Origin of the sequence: Enterobacter sp. LU1, assembly GCF_008271405.2 — a bacterium.
Lineage (GTDB): Bacteria > Pseudomonadota > Gammaproteobacteria > Enterobacterales > Enterobacteriaceae > Enterobacter > Enterobacter hormaechei_C.
The window spans coordinates 3868248-3882909 of record NZ_CP043438.2 but is presented as its reverse complement, the minus strand read 5'-3'; the positions used below and the strand labels follow the sequence as shown (position 1 = coordinate 3882909).

The window sequence follows — 14662 nt, the reverse complement described above, 5'->3', positions numbered from 1 at the left end:
GAAATGCTCGCGGAAGAATGTGTGAGTCATTGCCCTTACGGTCTGTCCGTTAGCCTCTACGGCATCGGACTTGTAATTGAGAATCATTCAAGCATGAGGGCATGTAGTAGTAAATGGAATAAATAAAAATTTCGCTACAGAGGTTTTTCTCTGGCTAACACGCTTCGATTTCTTGTTTAAAGTATTGAAAATAATTAATAAAAATGAATTTCAATTTGTGCGGTGACGCTCAATTATCCCTGGGATTTACAGGGTGTATCTTCGCTTGACTACTACATGGAGCGGCGGCAAACTCACAAAAGAGAATGAGTTTTATTTTTATTTGTTGGTTTTTTTTCTTACGTTGGCGTTCACGTGGCTCACTACATCAAAAAGCCGGGACTGGTTCTTGAGAACCTCTCCGCGGGTTACCAGAAAAAAATCATCGTTGATGATATCTCCCTTGCGATCCCCCAGCAGAAAATGACTGTTCTGGTGGGCGCAAACGGCTGCGGAAAATCGACGCTGTTAAGTACCCTCGCACGGCTGCTTCAGCCGCTCGGCGGCAGCGCGGTGCTGGACGGCAAAGCCATCCACTCGCAACCAACCAAAGCGGTCGCCCGCCAGCTCGGGATCCTGCCGCAGTCTCCGCTGCTTCCAGAAGGGTTAACCGTATTTGAGCTGGTCTCTCGCGGACGTTTCCCCTGGCAGAACGTGATGCGCCAGTGGAGCGAGGAAGACGAGCGGGCCGTGGAAGAGGCGTTACGCCTGACCGGAACGGCAGAGTTTGCCCATCATCTGGTTGAAAGCCTGTCCGGCGGCCAGCGCCAGCGCTGCTGGATCGCTATGGTGCTGGCGCAGCAAACGCCCTATATCCTGCTGGATGAACCCACGACGTACCTCGATCTTCGCTACCAGGTGGAGATCCTCGAACTGCTGCACACGCTGACGCGCCGGCACGGGCGCACCGTGGTGGTGGTTCTGCACGATCTCAACTTCGCCGTGAATTACGGTGATTCGCTGGTCTTTTTACGTCAGGGAAAGGTCGAGGGGGTACTGCATGAGGGCGACGCCTGCACGCCGGAGCTAATCAAAGCGGTGTTTGACGTCGACGTGCATATGTCGGTTAACCCGCTGACCGGCAAGCCGTTCTTTATGCCGTTCCGTCAGGCTGACGACAAACCATGATGCGCACATCTGTGGCCTTTATTCTCTTTACGCTGCTGCTTCTGGCAGGCGCGATTGCGCACCTGAGCATCGGGGCGCGCGTTATCGCCCCCCGGACGGTAGTAGACGCATTTTTCCACTTCGACCCGCGCAATTTTGAGCATAGCGTGATCGTCAGGCTGCGCTTGATGCGGCTATGCGCCGCCCTGGTGACGGGCGCGGCGCTCGGCGTCGCGGGCGTGCTGCTGCAATCAGTGATCCGCAACCCGCTCGGCGAGCCGCATATCCTGGGGCTGAATGCAGGGGCGGCGCTGGCGGTGGTGCTGACGAGTGCCCTCGGGCTGTCGCTGCCGTTTGGCCGCCCTCTGATAGCCGCAGCTGGCGCCGCCGCGCTCTTTTTGCTGGTGCTAACGTTCTCCTCATCCGGGCGTACCGGTCTCACGCCGATGAAGGTCACGCTGTGCGGCGTGGCAATGTCGGCATTTGCCTCATCGATAACCGCCACGGTGTTGATTCTGGATGAACAGACGCTGCTGGCCGTGCGGACCTGGCTTGCGGGGGATGTGGCGGGAGTCATCGGCGAGACGATCGCTAGCGCCGCGGGGGCCGCTGCCGTGGGTTTTGCGCTGGCGCTCTGGCTGTCGCCGTCGCTGAACATGCTGGCGCTGGGCGAGAGAATGGCGCAGGGGCTTGGCGTGTCGCTGCTGAAAACGCGCCTGCTCGCGCTGCTGGCCATCGCCCTGCTGTGCGGCGCGGCGGTTTCAGTTGCCGGACCGATCGGGTTTATCGGACTCGTGGTGCCGCAGCTGATTCGCCGTCTGGTATCGGTGGACCTGCGCGTGATGGTGCCGCTTTCAGCCCTCTGCGGGGCGCTGGTTCTGCTGATGGCGGATATCGCCGCCCGTACGCTGTTTACGCCGTATGAGCTGGCAACCGGCGTGATGACTGCGCTGGTCGGCGCGCCGGTCTTTATCCTTATGGCGTCAAGGATGTTCAAATGAACCGGGCTGGATTGAGGGCAGTACGATTTTTCTCCTTCTCGGCGCTGGTTCGCCCGAGGGCGCTGCTGTATCTGGCCGTATTATCGCTTGCCGCTCTCCTGCTGCTAAGTTTTGGCCTGACGCACGGTTCGCTGCCCATTCCTGCTTCCGCCATCGGACGTGCGCTGTTTTATCCTGAACGTCTGACGGCGGATGCGCATTACATTGTGATGGATATCCGCCTGCCGCGCCTGCTGATGGCGGTGCTGTGCGGCGCGATGCTCGGCATGGCGGGGGCGGCCATGCAGTCCATTACCCGCAACGGCCTTGCTGACCCCGGTCTTATCGGCGTGAAAGAGGGCTGTAGCGCGGCGGTGCTGCTGCTGATTTTTCAGTTTCCGGGATTGGGGCCGTACTGGCGTCCACTTATCGGCATGGCCGGTGGGCTGCTGACCGCGCTGCTGGTAGTGGCGCTGGCGCGTGATATCTCGCGCCCGCGATTCATCCTGATCGGCATCGGCGTGTCATGGGCGTTTGCCGCCGCGATGGGGGTCTTTATGACGACCGCCGACGTGCGCGACGTCCAGACGGCGATGCTGTGGCTGGCGGGGAGCCTGCATACGGCAAGCTGGACGCTGGTCAGCATCGCTGCTGCCTGGACAGTGCCAGCGTTTGCGCTGCTGCTCTTTACCGCACGCGCCGCAGACGTAGCCTTGCTCGGCAACCACACTGCGACGGGGCTGGGCGTGCGGACTTCACGCCTCGCTCTGCTGCGCGTGTTTGCCCCCGTGGTGCTCACCGCGGCCTGCGTCTCCTGCGTGGGGAGTATCGGCTTTGTCGGGCTGATTGCCCCGCACATGGCGCGCCTGCTGCTGCGCGGAGGGCAAACGGCACTGCTGACGGGAAGTGCCGTACTGGGCGCGCTGCTGGTGCTGCTGGCGGATAACGTCGGGCGGCTGGCATTTCTCCCGTTGCAGCTGCCGGCGGGAATTGTCATTTCACTGATTGGCGGACCGTTTTTCCTGCTGCTGCTCTGGCAGCGTCGGGATCGATTTTAGGGGATAAAAATGCGCGTATTTTTTGCAATGCTGGTGCTGGTGGGTTTTGCTGTAGGAGCCGCAGAGCCAACGCAGACGTTTACTGACGACCTGAACCGCAACGTGGTGGTGCCGGTTAACCCGAAGCGGATTGTGTCCCTGCACGACCTGGATATCACCATTCCGCTGATCGAGCTTGGCGTACCGCCGGTTGCCAGCCATGGCCGCACCCGACCGGACGGCAGCCATTTTCTGCGTTCCAGCGGTATGCTGACGGGCATCGATTTTGATAATTCCGACATCACATTCATCGGCACCGCGGATATCGATATTGAAGCCATCGCCGCGGCGAAGCCGGATCTTATCATCACCGAGCCGACCCGCAACACGCCGGTCGAACAGCTGGAAAAAATTGCCCCGACGGTGAGTATCGATCACCTCGACGGCGGTGCGCCGGAGATCTACCGCAAGCTGGCGCAGCTTACCGGGACAGAGGCGCGGCTGAAGATTCTGGAGCGTCGCTATCAGGAGCAGATCGAGGCGCTAAAGGCGACCATCGATACGAGCAAACTGACCGTCTCGGTGATTCAGGCCAATCAGGGCAAAATCAACGCCATGCACAGCTACCACTCGCTTGGGCGCGTGCTGCGCGACGCAGGGTTCAGGTTCCCGCCGCTGATTGAGAGCATCCCGGAGGGCGGGCGCATCGACGTCAGCGCCGAGCGCCTGCCGGAGCTGGATGCTGATTTTGTCTTTGCCACCTGGCGCGGGGACACCGGCGGAAAACCGCAGGACGAGCTGGCGGCGATGGATGCGGTGATGCCGGGCTGGTGTCAGTTTCTCAACGCCTGCCGAACCGGGCATTACGTGCTCATCTCCCGCGAGGAAGCGATCTCAAATTCATTTGCCTCGCTGGGGCTGATGGCCGCGCAGGTGCAGTCGCAGATAGCGGGCCGTCCGCTGCCGGAGGCCGCACGATGATCCGAAAAATTGATGTCTACGGCGACCGCCTCCGCTCGCGGGCGCACCAGCTGACGCCGCGTCTGCTGCAGGTGGCGAGCTATATCAATGAAAATCGTGAAGCGGTTATGGAGCAGACGGCAATGGAGATTGCCGCTGTGCTACACACCTCGGACGCCACCGTGGTGCGTGCCATTCAGGCGCTTGGGTTTGGTGGGCTGCGGGATCTCAAGCAGACCCTGGAGCAGTGGTTTGGCCCGGTGGTCACCTCCAGCGAGAAGATGTCCACCACGGTAAACACGCTTACCAGCGACGTCGACGCGAGCATCGATTTTGTGCTGGAAGGCCATCAGCACACCTGCGCGGTGTTGTCCGAACCGGGCAACCGCTACGCGATGGCGCAGGCCGTGTCGCTGCTGGCGCAGGCGAGACAGGTCGCTATTTTTGGCATTGGCGCATCCGGCATTCTGGCTGAGTACACCTCGCGACTGTTTAGCCGTATAGGCCTGCCTGCGATCCCGCTCAACCGCACCGGTATTGGCCTCGCCGAACAGCTGATTGCCCTACAGCGCGGTGACGTGCTGGTAATGATGGCGCAAAAATCCGCGCACCGGGAGGGGCAGACCACGCTGCGCGAAGCGAAGCGCCTGGGTATTCCCACCATTTTGCTGACCAACGCCACGGACTCGCGCTTTAGCAAAGAGGCAAGCGTAGTGATCCACGTCCCGCGCGGCGGCGAGAAGGGCAAAATCCCGCTGCACGGCACGGTGCTGCTGTGCCTGGAGATGATTATTCTGTCCGTCGCCTCCACCGAGCCGCAGCGCACCATCAAGTCGATGAAGCGCATCAACGAGTTACACCGCGGATTAAAGCCGGGGAAAAAGAGCGGTTGATCTTCCCCCTCTCCCCGTGGGAGAGGGCTGGGGTGAGGGCGTCAAACCGCACGATGGTTCTTCCTGTACTGCAACGGCGTCTCGCCAATCCCCTTTTTAAACGCGCTGATAAACCACGTCACGTCGGAAAATCCCGCCTGTGCGGCAATGTCACGCACGCTCGAATCCGTGTGGAGTAAACACTCGCACGCCTTACGCAACCTTAGCGTGTTCAGGTAGTCGTGAATTTTTTCGCCCGTTTCCGCATGGAATCTTCGCGATACGTAACTGCGTGATTTACCCAGCTCTTCGGCCAGCGCATCCAGACGAAATTTCTCCTGATAATGCTCGTCGAGCCAGAACATTACCTGGCTGGCGATCCCCTGGCTGTTGCCCGGTTCACCGTCGTGATCGTCGGGGAGCATCGCGAACAGACCGATCAGCAGGCTGGCGATGCTCTCGCCGTTCATCGGCGGTTTATAGCAGCTAAACAGATGGTGGATATGGTGGTGACAGTGGGCTAAATCGGCGACCCACGCTTCGCCGCCACGGCGTGACAGCCGCTCCAGGCGCTGCCGGGTCTGGGGAAAATCCCGCAGGATCTTCAGCACCGCGTGCTGGTCGAGATGAATAATGGTGCGGCGGTAAATTGCCTCCGCCTGTTCGTCCACCATGACCTTGTGCAGCGTAAAAGGCGGGAAGAAAAACAGTCGTCCGGGGCGCATGGTGTAGTGACGATTATCGACAATCGCCACGCCAAAGCCCTCTTCCACATAGAGGATCTCCAGACACTGATGCCAGTGATGGTAGCGCACCGTATTGGCAAACAGGCGGCTGAACGAGGCCACGGTATCATTCAGGGCGATCAGTTCCAGAAGGTCGGATGTCGGCGTGTCGCGCATAGTGCAATAAAACTCAACTTTTTCCCGTCTGATCGTCTTTATAAACCACCTTTTTAAATTTTCTCAACTGGAGGTTTATTCATCGTTCATGCCTGTGACATGGCTAACATTTCTGCCCCTTGCGGATTCACTATGCTTTGCCGCAGTTGATTACGAGGGCGAACCGATGTGGGCGGCAAACAAAGAAAAATCAAATCCGTTGTCTTCACGCCAGGAGGTAGTGGCGTCGTTGAATGCACTTTTACAGGCGCTGGACACGCAATTTCCGGCGAACCGTTCACGATTCCCGCTGGGCGACACCTGCGCCCATTACACCGCGGATATTGCGCAGATGGAGGGACTTTCCCGCGCGCTCTGGGGGCTGTTTCCGCTGATGGCATCCGGCGAAAGCACGCCGTTCAGCGAGAAGTACCTTACTGCCATTAAGCTTGGTACCGACCCGCAAAGCAGCGGCTACTGGGGTGAAACCGGCCCGTACGATCAACGTCTGGTGGAGATGGCGGCCTACGGTCTGGGGCTCGCTCTGCTGGGGGATAAACTCACCGCGCACTTTACCGGGCGCGAGGTGATGAACCTGCACGCGTGGCTCAACCAAATCACCGACGCGCAGATGCCGGACAGCAACTGGAACTATTTTGCCATTATGGTCCAGCTCGGCTTTAAGCGCGCCGGCCTGCCGTACGATCGGGCCGCCATTGACCACCGCTTTGCGCTGATGGACGCCTACTACCTCGGCGACGGCTGGTATTCCGACGGTCCCGGCCGCCCGAAAGATTACTACATCTCCATGGCTTTCCATTTCTACGGCCTGATTTACGCCACCCTGAGTGACGACGAGGCGAGGGCGAAGGTGCTGCGCGAGCGCTCGCGTCTGTTCGCGGAAGACTTTATCTACTGGTCCGCCGCCGATGGCGCCTCGGTGCCGTTTGGCCGCAGCCTGACCTACCGCTTTGCCATGGTTGCCTTCTGGAGCGCGGTGGCCTTTTCTCAACTGGACGTCTTCACCCCGGGCATCGTGAAGGGCATTGTGCTGCGGCATCTGCGCTGGTGGCAGCAGCAGTCGATTGTCGATCGCGACGGTATTCTCACCCTCGGCTTTGCGTATCCGAACCTGGCGATGTGCGAGGATTACAACTCCCCCGGTTCACCGTACTGGGCGCTGAAAACCTATCTGATCCTGGCGCTGCCGGAAGCACACCCGTTCTGGCAGGCGGAAGAACAACCGCTGCCCGCGCTTGCTGGAAAACATGTGATTCCGCATGCGCAGCAGATCCTGATGCATTCGAAAGATTCGCAGCACGTCGTCATGCTCACCGCCGGTCAGCTGGAGCTGAACAACTACGTCAACACCGAAGCGAAATACACCAAATTTGCCTACTCCAGCCGCTTCGGATTCACCCTTGAGCGCGGGCGTTTTGGCCTGAAGCATGCCGCCTGCGATTCCATGCTGCTGCTGGCGGACGGAGATGACTATTTCCGCGGTCGTCGCGAGTGCGAAGAGGTTCGGGTGGATGAAAATTACATTTTCTCGCGCTGGTCGCCGTGGCGCGACGTGCAGATTGCGACCTGGCAGATCCCGTTCGGGGAGTGGCACCTGCGCCTGCACCGTATCAACAGCGCGCGCACTCTGCAAACCGTCGAGGGCGGCTTTGCGGTGATGAAAACCGCCCACCAGGTGCGCGAACGCGGTTGTTATCTGTTGGCTGAAAACGGCAGCAGCGTCATTGTCGATCTTTCGCCGATCATTCATCGCCAGCCAGACAGCATCGTCACGCCGCCGAACAGCAGCATTATGTTTGCGGAGTGTGCCTCCATTCCGCTGTTAAAAGCTGACCTCCCGCAAGGGGAAAGCTGGCTCTGTTGCGCCGTTCTGGCTGGCGGAAAACAGCCCGCTGCGGCGACGCCGCAGCTGAATATAACCCATAACCAGGTCGTGATTAGCGAACCCGGAAGCGAACGTAAGCTGTCGTTCACATTATAAAAATCTGGCCCTACACCCCGGCGAGGATGATATGAAAAGCACATCGACAACCAACAGAACTGAATATTACAAAATCAGCAGCTTTATCTTTCTCTATTTCTTTACCTGGTCTGCCAGTATTGGTCTGCTGGCGATCTGGCTCGGTCAGAAAGCCAACCTGAGCGGATCGGTGATTGGAACCGTCTTTGCGGTGAACGGGATATTCTCCGTTATTCTCAAGCCGATCTACGGCTATATTCTCGATAAGATCGGCATGAGCAAATATCTGCTCTATTTTGTGGTGATCATGTCGGCCCTGATGGCGCCATTCTTTATTTATGTTTACCAGCCGCTGTTAATGTCTAATACCCTGCTGGGGATTATTATCGGCGCGCTCTATTTAAGCTTTGCCTGGTACGCGGGCGTGGCGGCGTGTGAATCCTATTCCGACCGCTTTAGCCGTTTGAATGGCATGGAGTTCGGGCAGATCCGTATGTGGGGATCGCTCGGCTGGGCGGTGGCGTCATCTTTCTCCGGCCTGCTGTTCAACCTCTCACCGGCGTATAACTTTATTCTCGGCAGCGTGGCGTCGGTGGTGATGCTGATTGTCCTGCTGAGCCTGAAAGTGAACACTAACTCCGCTCACGCAGGCGAGGTGCTGACGAAAGAGAAAATAGCCCCGTCTGACGTTTACGCCCTGCTGCGTAACCGCAAATTCTGGGCTTTCTGCCTGTACGTGGCGGGCGTGGCGTGGATGATGTTTATCGCCGAGCAGCAATTCTCGCGCTATTTCGTCACCTTCTTCGATGATATTCATGAGGGCAACGCCGTATTCGGCTATCTCGGGACCGTACAGTCGGGCATGGAATTTGTCATGTATATGGTGGTCCCGCTGTTTGTGAACTTTATTGGCGCCAAACGCGGGCTGTTAATTGTCGGGCTGGTGGTTGGGGCGCGTCTGATTATTTCCGGCATGTGTGATTCACACCTGTTAATTTCAGTGCTTAAGCCGCTGTACGGTCTGGAAATTTGTCTCCTGCTGGTGTCGGTATTTAAATATATCGCCGAGCATTTCGACAAGCGCGTCAATGCCACCATGTATTTACTCGGCTATCAGGCGATGCTCTACGTTGGCAACGTGGTGGTCTCTTCCCCTGCCGGCTATATGTATGACCGTATTGGCTTTGAGCACACCTATATCATCATGGGCGCAACGGCGCTGACCTTTACCCTTATTTCTGCTTTTACGTTATCCGCCTGTCAGAGCAAATGGCGCGGGGCTCGTGCGCTGAACGTAGCAGAAACGTCAACACGATAAATTACGCCGTCAAAGAAGGAACCGAAATATGTTAAGTCGTATCAAAGAAGAACGTCTGCCTGTTATCGTTGCGCCCGTTGACTCCCGCGCATTCAGCGATGAACTGAATTCGGCGCGCAGCCACGTTCTCGACCTGATTAGCCGTCATTTAACGGAGTTCGGCGACAAATTCCCGGCGGAAACCTGCCAGAACGGTTTTTATCCGCTGACTGACAACGTGGAGTGGACCACCAGCTTCTGGACCGGGCAGCTGTGGCTGGCATGGGAGATGAGCGGCGAGGAAAAATTCCGCGCGATGGCGGAAAAACACGTGCGCTCGTTTGGCCTGCGCATCGCCGGGCGCAACGACACCAACACCCACGATTTAGGCTTCCTCTACACGCTCTCCTGCGTAGCCGCGTGGCGGCTGACCGGAAACCGCGAGGCGCGCGGCTTCTCGCTGCTGGCGGCGGAAGCCCTGCTGGAACGCTTCCACGAGAAGGCGAAAATCATCCAGGCGTGGGGCGATCTCTCCGATCCGGAGCAGGCCGGGCGGATGATCATCGACTGCAACATGAACCTGCCGCTGCTCTACTGGGCAACGGAGCAGACGGGCGATCCGCGCTTTGCCGACGCCGCAAAAGCGCACGTCATGCAGGCCGCGACATACCTCATTCGTGACGATGCCTCCACCTTCCACACCTACTATATGGATGTGGCAACCGGCGCACCGCGCTACGGCAACACCCAGCAGGGCTACGCCGACGACTCCTGCTGGTCGCGCGGGCAGGCTTGGGGCATTTACGGTTTCCTGCTGAGCTATATCTATACCGGCGACGAAACGATGATCGCCCTGTCAAAACGGCTGGCAAACTACTTCCTCAATCGCCTGCCGGAAGACTACGTCTGCCACTGGGATCTGGCGCTGGTGGGCACCGACGCACTGCGTGATTCTTCCTCGGCGGCAATTGCGGTGTGTGGACTGCTGGAGCTGGTGAAACATCTGCCGGTCACAGATCCGGATCGCGAACGTTACCTCGAATGGGCGAAAGGGATTATGTCTTCGCTGACAAAGCACTATCTGATGGGCAAAGAAGAGAAGGGCAACGGGCTGCTTAAGCACTCGGTGTATCACCTGGCGAGCAATAAAGGCGTGGATGAGTGCGCGAGCTGGGGCGATTACTTCTACGTGGAGGCACTGGTGCGTTTTACGCAGAGCTGGAAACTGTACTGGTAAAAACAGTCGGGGGGTAACCCCCGACTTATCGATCACGCTTTCGGAATACGCAGCGTCTGGCCGGGATAGATTTTATCCGGGCTGGAGAGCATTGGGCGGTTAGCCTCAAAAATCTTGTTGTACTGGTTGGCGTCGCCGTACACGGTTTTAGAGATTGCGCTCAGGGTATCGCCGGATTTCACCGTATAGTAGGTGGCTTCATCTTTGGCATCTGTTGCGGTGATATTGTTCTCCACTTCGCTGACGCCCGCGATGTTGCCGACGGCGACCTGGATTTTTTCTTTCTGCTCCTGCGTCAGCCCGTCGCCCGTCACGCTGGCCTTGCCGTCAGTGACGTTAACCTGAACCTTATCGGAACCGGGAATGTTGAGTTTCTTGAGGTGCTCGGTGATTTTGTCGCCCTGACCTTTATGATCGGTCAGGTTATCCCACAGCTTTTCGCCTGCTTCTTTTACGAAGTTAAAAAGTCCCATTCCATCCTCCTGTTAACAATGAAGTCAGAATAAGCATAGCAGTTGAGTATTAAGATGATACAAAAAGCCCGGTGGCGCTAGCGCTTACCGGGCCTACGAGTCAGGTTTTGTAGGCCGGGTAAACGCAGTGCCACCCGGCAAATTTCACGGAACTTAAACCCCTTGCTCCAGAATACGGATGTGGGTTTCCAGAACGTCCCCTTTCACCGCGTCGCTCCACGCTTTCATATGCGCGGTCTGCAAATGCGCTTCAAGGTGCGCGACGGTTTCCCACTGCTCAACCATGATGATTGAGTCTGGCGCGGTCGCCTGGAAGCTTGCGCTGGTGGCGGCGTCCACCATCGGCGCGTAGCCGTGGCAGCCTTCTTCTTTCAGTACGGTCGGGATGATCTTCGCGAACTCATCCAGTACCGCCTGGCGGTGATGTTGGCCAGGACGCGTACGGATTTCAGCAATAACGGTAAGCATAATTAACTCCTTCTAATTCCAGGCTACCAGTTAAGCAAAAATTTCCGCGAGATGCTTGCGATATTCTGCGATATAGCGCGGGACGTCCGGCGTTTTAATCACGTCGTTGACGATAAAGGTCGGCAGCGGCTCCATACCCAGGAACTGATTCGCCTTGTGGAACGGCAGATACGCGCCGTCTACGCCCACGCCTTCGAAGAACTGATCTTGCTCAGTGAACGCTTCTAGCGGGGCATTCCAGGTCAGGGAAAGCATGTATTTCTTGCCCTGAATCAGGCCGCCGGAACCGTATTTTTTAGACGCGTCTGAGCGGGTGCGGCCGTCGCTGGCATACAGCGAACCGTGACCTTCGGTAAACACATCGTCCATGTATTTTTTCACGGTCCACGGTGCGCCCATCCACCAGCCCGGCATCTGCCAGATAACCACGTCGGCCCACAGGAAGTTCTGCACTTCGGCTTTAACGTCGTAATCGCTGTCCGCGCGCACGACCTTAACATCATGTCCGGCGTCGCGCAGGAAACCATCCGCGACCTCGGTCAGGGTGTCATTGAGCTGGCCTTTAGAGTGCGCAAATTCTTTCGCGCCGTTGATAATCAGAATGTTGCTCATTATTTGTCCTCGATGCTGAGAGTATGCCGGGTATTCTACGCGCGAGGACGGAGCGGAAAAATAAGCAGAATGTGCAAAGTCTTTTGCGCTCAGCGCAATAATGGCTACCAGCTGACGGTCACCTCAAAGCCCCCTTCCGGCGCATTGCCCAGCGAGACGCGCATCCCGTGCAACGCCGCGATACGCTTGACGATAGACAACCCCAGACCGCTGCCGGTGGCGTCCTGGCCCGGTGGACGATAAAAGCGCTCGCCGAGACGCGCCAGCGCATCGGATGAAATGCCCGGGCCGTTGTCGCGCACGGTAAAGCTTTGGGTATTCAGCGTCACGTCCACCACGCTGCCGCGCGGGCTGTAACGAACGGCGTTGTCCAGCAGGTTACGCGCCAGAAGGCTCAGCAGTAGCGGCTGTCCGTGACGCATCACCTCGGGCGCGTTGACGTTGAGCCGAATATCAATGCCCGCCTGCTGCGCCGGATGCCAGATATCCAGCACCGCGGATTGCAGCAAATCGGCCATCATCACGGGTTCGACGTCATCAAGATTATCCAGTGAATCCAGGCGCGACAGGGTGAGAAGCTGGTCCACCAGCCGGGAGGCGCGGTCGATACCCGCATGCAGCTGCCCCAGCGCTTTAGACTGCGCCCCGGGATCGTCAAGGGAAAGCCGCGCCACGTCGGTTTGCACCTTCAGCGCGGCCAGCGGACTGCGCAACTCATGGGCGGCATCCGAGGTGAAGCGGCGCTCGCGGGCCATCATCTCCTGCGTACGGGCGAAAAGATGGTTAAGCGCATCAAGCAGCGGGCGAACCTCCGTCGGCACGCCGTGGGTGGGTAGCGTATCGGTCGCATCCGGCGAGCGCGAGCGCAGGGTCCGCGCCAGATTTTTCAGCGGTTTCAGTTCCCGGATCAGCAGAACAATCAGCAACAAAAGCATGACGGGCAGCGCCACCAGCCACGGCGTCAGCTGCGAGCTGACCACGTCCAGCGCCATATCCTGTCGGTACTCCCACTCCTGGCCAACCACCACGCGGTATTTCCCGTCCGGAGAAGTCAGCCACAGGAAACGCCATTCGTCGTTGTCATCCTGCAACCGACCGTCATCAAACCCGTCCCGGCGGTAGAGGTAAGGTATGTCGCGCCCGTTTTCGCCGTCGTTAAGCACCATGCTGCCGTCGGCGGTGAAGATTGCGAAGGCCAGCGCATCGTCGTCCAGATGGCCGTGTTTGGCTTTTTTCGGTACCTCGCGCATGCGTTCCGGGGCGCGAAGTTCGTCCACGTCCATCGTCAGCAGCCGTTTGGCAAACAGCATCTGCTGGGTATCGAACAGCTTATCGAGCTTGTCGGTCGTCTGGTGCCAGGCCACCACGCTTGCGGCAAACCAGGCCGCCAGGGACAGCAACAAAAAGAGGAGCGTCAGGCGCAGCTTCAGGCTCAGGCGTTGGGTCAGTTTCATGCGTCACCCAGGGTATAACCGATGCCGTGCACGGTGCGGATAAATTCGCTGCCGAGCTTGCGGCGTAAATGATGAACGTGGACTTCGACGGCGTTGCTGGAGACGTCATCATCCCAGTTGTAGAGCTTCTCTTCGATGGCCTTGCGCGGCAGCACGCGGCCCGCGTTGCGCATCAGCAGCTCCAGCAGGGCGAACTCTTTGGGCTTGAGCACCAGCGTTTCGCCCTCCAGCGTGGCGACAAGGCTTGCCGGATCGAGCGTGACCTTGCCGTGACGCAGCTCGCTGCGCGCCTGACCGTGGCTGCGGCGCACCAGCGCTTCAAGGCGGGCCGCCACTTCAATCAGCGCGAACGGCTTACACAGGTAATCATCCGCCCCCAGGCGTAACCCTTCGACGCGCTGATTCAGCGCATCCCGCGCGGTCAGGATCAGCACCGGTTCGCTCTTACCGCTTTCGCGCCAGGCGCGCAGGATCTCAAGCCCGTCGATTTCTGGCAGCGTCAGGTCCAGCACCACGGCATCATACGGCGCGGTGTACAGGGCCGCCTGCCCGGTTTTACCGTCGGTAAACCAGTCCACGTTAAAGCCCATTTTGCTTAAGCCCGCTTTGATGCCGTCGCCGATAAGCTTGTCGTCTTCTACCAGTAAAATGCGCATATTTCCTCCTTGATGCCGTCAGTAAACCTTCTGCAAGCGCCTGCTGTACAGTAAAAATAAATAAATTTTCCCCTTAAGAAGTTGTTAAGGTTTACCCTGTTTAATGGATTGTGAAACGACATTAAAGGGAGAGATAAAGATGAAAAAATTCGCTGCAATTGCTGCCATCATGATGATGACCACGGCCCCTGTCTTTGCTGCACAGGGTGGCTTCTCTGGCCCATCTGCGACACAGAACCAGACGCAAACCCAGCAGGGTGGCTTTGTCGATAACAACGCCAACCTCACCACCGCGGCTAAAGTGAAAGACCTGAAGGACGATGCCTGGGTGAAGCTGCGCGGGAACATTACCGAGCGCCTGTCCGATGACCGTTACACCTTCCGCGATGAGAGCGGCACGGTGGTGGTGGAGATCGACCACAAGCGCTGGAACGGCGTGACGGTGACGCCCCAGGATAAAGTCGAACTCCAGGGTAAAATCGATAAAGACTGGAACGAGTTTGAAATCGACGTGAAGCAGGTTATCAAGCTGAACAAATAACCCGGAAAGGGCCGCTTATGCGGCCCTTTTTCTTTGTGACTCAACTCGCCAGATGAGGTAGTATCTG

Annotated in this window: 15 protein-coding genes; 9 read left to right on the top strand and 6 right to left on the bottom strand. The window is 58.1% G+C overall.

The features are described 5' to 3' along the window. Nucleotides 1–354: 354 nt before the first annotated feature. The 5 genes from FZF21_RS18555 to FZF21_RS18535 are packed head-to-tail and all read left to right on the top strand — an operon-like array spanning nt 355 to nt 5016. Nucleotides 355–1167 carry an ABC transporter ATP-binding protein gene (locus FZF21_RS18555; protein ID WP_017384046.1) on the top strand — a complete coding sequence of 271 codons (813 nt, stop codon included), beginning with the start codon at nt 355–357 and terminating at the stop codon, nt 1165–1167. Then, the gene (locus FZF21_RS18550) at nt 1164–2147 is read left to right on the top strand and encodes an iron ABC transporter permease (protein WP_063946003.1); all 984 of its coding nucleotides are present in this window, start codon (nt 1164–1166) and stop codon (nt 2145–2147) included. Before FZF21_RS18555 ends, FZF21_RS18550 begins: the two co-directional genes overlap by 4 nt. Continuing rightward, complete coding sequence (locus tag FZF21_RS18545) at nt 2144–3184, top strand: iron ABC transporter permease (protein ID WP_017384048.1); 1041 nt, start codon at nt 2144–2146, stop codon at nt 3182–3184. Before FZF21_RS18550 ends, FZF21_RS18545 begins: the two co-directional genes overlap by 4 nt. A gap of 9 nt (nt 3185–3193) precedes the next feature. After that, a complete protein-coding gene (locus FZF21_RS18540) occupies nt 3194–4144 on the top strand; it encodes an iron-siderophore ABC transporter substrate-binding protein (protein WP_015571884.1) in 951 nt (316 codons plus the stop codon). After that, nucleotides 4141–5016: a MurR/RpiR family transcriptional regulator gene (locus FZF21_RS18535; RefSeq protein ID WP_015571883.1), complete on the top strand. Its 876-nt coding sequence runs from the start codon at nt 4141–4143 to the stop codon at nt 5014–5016. Before FZF21_RS18540 ends, FZF21_RS18535 begins: the two co-directional genes overlap by 4 nt. A 41-nt stretch (nt 5017–5057) precedes the next feature. Here the strand turns inward: FZF21_RS18535 and FZF21_RS18530 are convergent, their stop codons facing one another. Then, nucleotides 5058–5897, bottom strand: a complete 840-nt coding sequence (locus FZF21_RS18530) for an AraC family transcriptional regulator (protein ID WP_045615294.1) — start codon at nt 5895–5897, stop codon at nt 5058–5060. A gap of 166 nt (nt 5898–6063) precedes the next feature. On the opposite strand from FZF21_RS18530, the gene FZF21_RS18525 reads away from it, so the two are divergent. From FZF21_RS18525 to FZF21_RS18515, 3 genes are read left to right on the top strand one after another with little or no spacing between them, the layout of a single operon-like run. Continuing rightward, the gene (locus tag FZF21_RS18525; protein ID WP_023304435.1) at nt 6064–7878 is read left to right on the top strand and encodes a DUF2264 domain-containing protein; all 1815 of its coding nucleotides are present in this window, start codon (nt 6064–6066) and stop codon (nt 7876–7878) included. A gap of 31 nt (nt 7879–7909) precedes the next feature. Next, complete coding sequence (locus FZF21_RS18520; RefSeq protein ID WP_015571880.1) at nt 7910–9175, top strand: oligosaccharide MFS transporter; 1266 nt, start codon at nt 7910–7912, stop codon at nt 9173–9175. A gap of 28 nt (nt 9176–9203) precedes the next feature. After that, the gene (locus FZF21_RS18515) at nt 9204–10391 is read left to right on the top strand and encodes a glycoside hydrolase family 88 protein (protein ID WP_045615296.1); all 1188 of its coding nucleotides are present in this window, start codon (nt 9204–9206) and stop codon (nt 10389–10391) included. A gap of 32 nt (nt 10392–10423) precedes the next feature. Here the strand turns inward: FZF21_RS18515 and lysM are convergent, their stop codons facing one another. The 5 genes from lysM to qseB form a co-directional block, all read right to left on the bottom strand. Continuing rightward, nucleotides 10424–10864, bottom strand: a complete 441-nt coding sequence (gene lysM / locus FZF21_RS18510) for a peptidoglycan-binding protein LysM (protein ID WP_014885249.1) — start codon at nt 10862–10864, stop codon at nt 10424–10426. Between the two features lie 153 nt (nt 10865–11017). After that, on the bottom strand, nt 11018–11332 hold the full coding sequence (locus tag FZF21_RS18505) for a putative quinol monooxygenase (protein WP_003862506.1): 315 nt from the start codon (nt 11330–11332) through the stop codon (nt 11018–11020). Between the two features lie 30 nt (nt 11333–11362). Next, the gene (locus FZF21_RS18500; RefSeq protein ID WP_045615298.1) at nt 11363–11944 is read right to left on the bottom strand and encodes an NAD(P)H-dependent oxidoreductase; all 582 of its coding nucleotides are present in this window, start codon (nt 11942–11944) and stop codon (nt 11363–11365) included. Nucleotides 11945–12048: 104 nt separating this feature from the next. Then, nucleotides 12049–13398, bottom strand: a complete 1350-nt coding sequence (gene qseC / locus FZF21_RS18495; RefSeq protein ID WP_045615300.1) for a quorum sensing histidine kinase QseC — start codon at nt 13396–13398, stop codon at nt 12049–12051. After that, nucleotides 13395–14054: a quorum sensing response regulator transcription factor QseB gene (gene qseB, locus FZF21_RS18490; protein WP_022649409.1), complete on the bottom strand. Its 660-nt coding sequence runs from the start codon at nt 14052–14054 to the stop codon at nt 13395–13397. Before qseB ends, qseC begins: the two co-directional genes overlap by 4 nt. A gap of 139 nt (nt 14055–14193) precedes the next feature. On the opposite strand from qseB, the gene FZF21_RS18485 reads away from it, so the two are divergent. After that, nucleotides 14194–14595: a NirD/YgiW/YdeI family stress tolerance protein gene (locus FZF21_RS18485; protein WP_003862501.1), complete on the top strand. Its 402-nt coding sequence runs from the start codon at nt 14194–14196 to the stop codon at nt 14593–14595. Nucleotides 14596–14662: the final 67 nt, after the last annotated feature.

Bases quoted from the DNA above. Each gene is read 5' to 3' on its own strand.
- FZF21_RS18500 (WP_045615298.1), bottom strand. From the start codon at position 11,944: ATGAGCAACATTCTGATTATCAACGGCGCGAAAGAATTTGCGCACTCT.
- FZF21_RS18550 (WP_063946003.1), top strand. From the start codon at position 1,164: ATGATGCGCACATCTGTGGCCTTTATTCTCTTTACGCTGCTGCTTCTG.
- FZF21_RS18540 (WP_015571884.1), top strand. From the start codon at position 3,194: ATGCGCGTATTTTTTGCAATGCTGGTGCTGGTGGGTTTTGCTGTAGGA.
- qseC (WP_045615300.1), bottom strand. From the start codon at position 13,398: ATGAAACTGACCCAACGCCTGAGCCTGAAGCTGCGCCTGACGCTCCTC.
- qseB (WP_022649409.1), bottom strand. From the start codon at position 14,054: ATGCGCATTTTACTGGTAGAAGACGACAAGCTTATCGGCGACGGCATC.
- lysM (WP_014885249.1), bottom strand. From the start codon at position 10,864: ATGGGACTTTTTAACTTCGTAAAAGAAGCAGGCGAAAAGCTGTGGGAT.
- FZF21_RS18525 (WP_023304435.1), top strand. From the start codon at position 6,064: ATGTGGGCGGCAAACAAAGAAAAATCAAATCCGTTGTCTTCACGCCAG.
- FZF21_RS18520 (WP_015571880.1), top strand. From the start codon at position 7,910: ATGAAAAGCACATCGACAACCAACAGAACTGAATATTACAAAATCAGC.
- FZF21_RS18535 (WP_015571883.1), top strand. From the start codon at position 4,141: ATGATCCGAAAAATTGATGTCTACGGCGACCGCCTCCGCTCGCGGGCG.
- FZF21_RS18545 (WP_017384048.1), top strand. From the start codon at position 2,144: ATGAACCGGGCTGGATTGAGGGCAGTACGATTTTTCTCCTTCTCGGCG.
- FZF21_RS18505 (WP_003862506.1), bottom strand. From the start codon at position 11,332: ATGCTTACCGTTATTGCTGAAATCCGTACGCGTCCTGGCCAACATCAC.
- FZF21_RS18485 (WP_003862501.1), top strand. From the start codon at position 14,194: ATGAAAAAATTCGCTGCAATTGCTGCCATCATGATGATGACCACGGCC.
- FZF21_RS18530 (WP_045615294.1), bottom strand. From the start codon at position 5,897: ATGCGCGACACGCCGACATCCGACCTTCTGGAACTGATCGCCCTGAAT.
- FZF21_RS18515 (WP_045615296.1), top strand. From the start codon at position 9,204: ATGTTAAGTCGTATCAAAGAAGAACGTCTGCCTGTTATCGTTGCGCCC.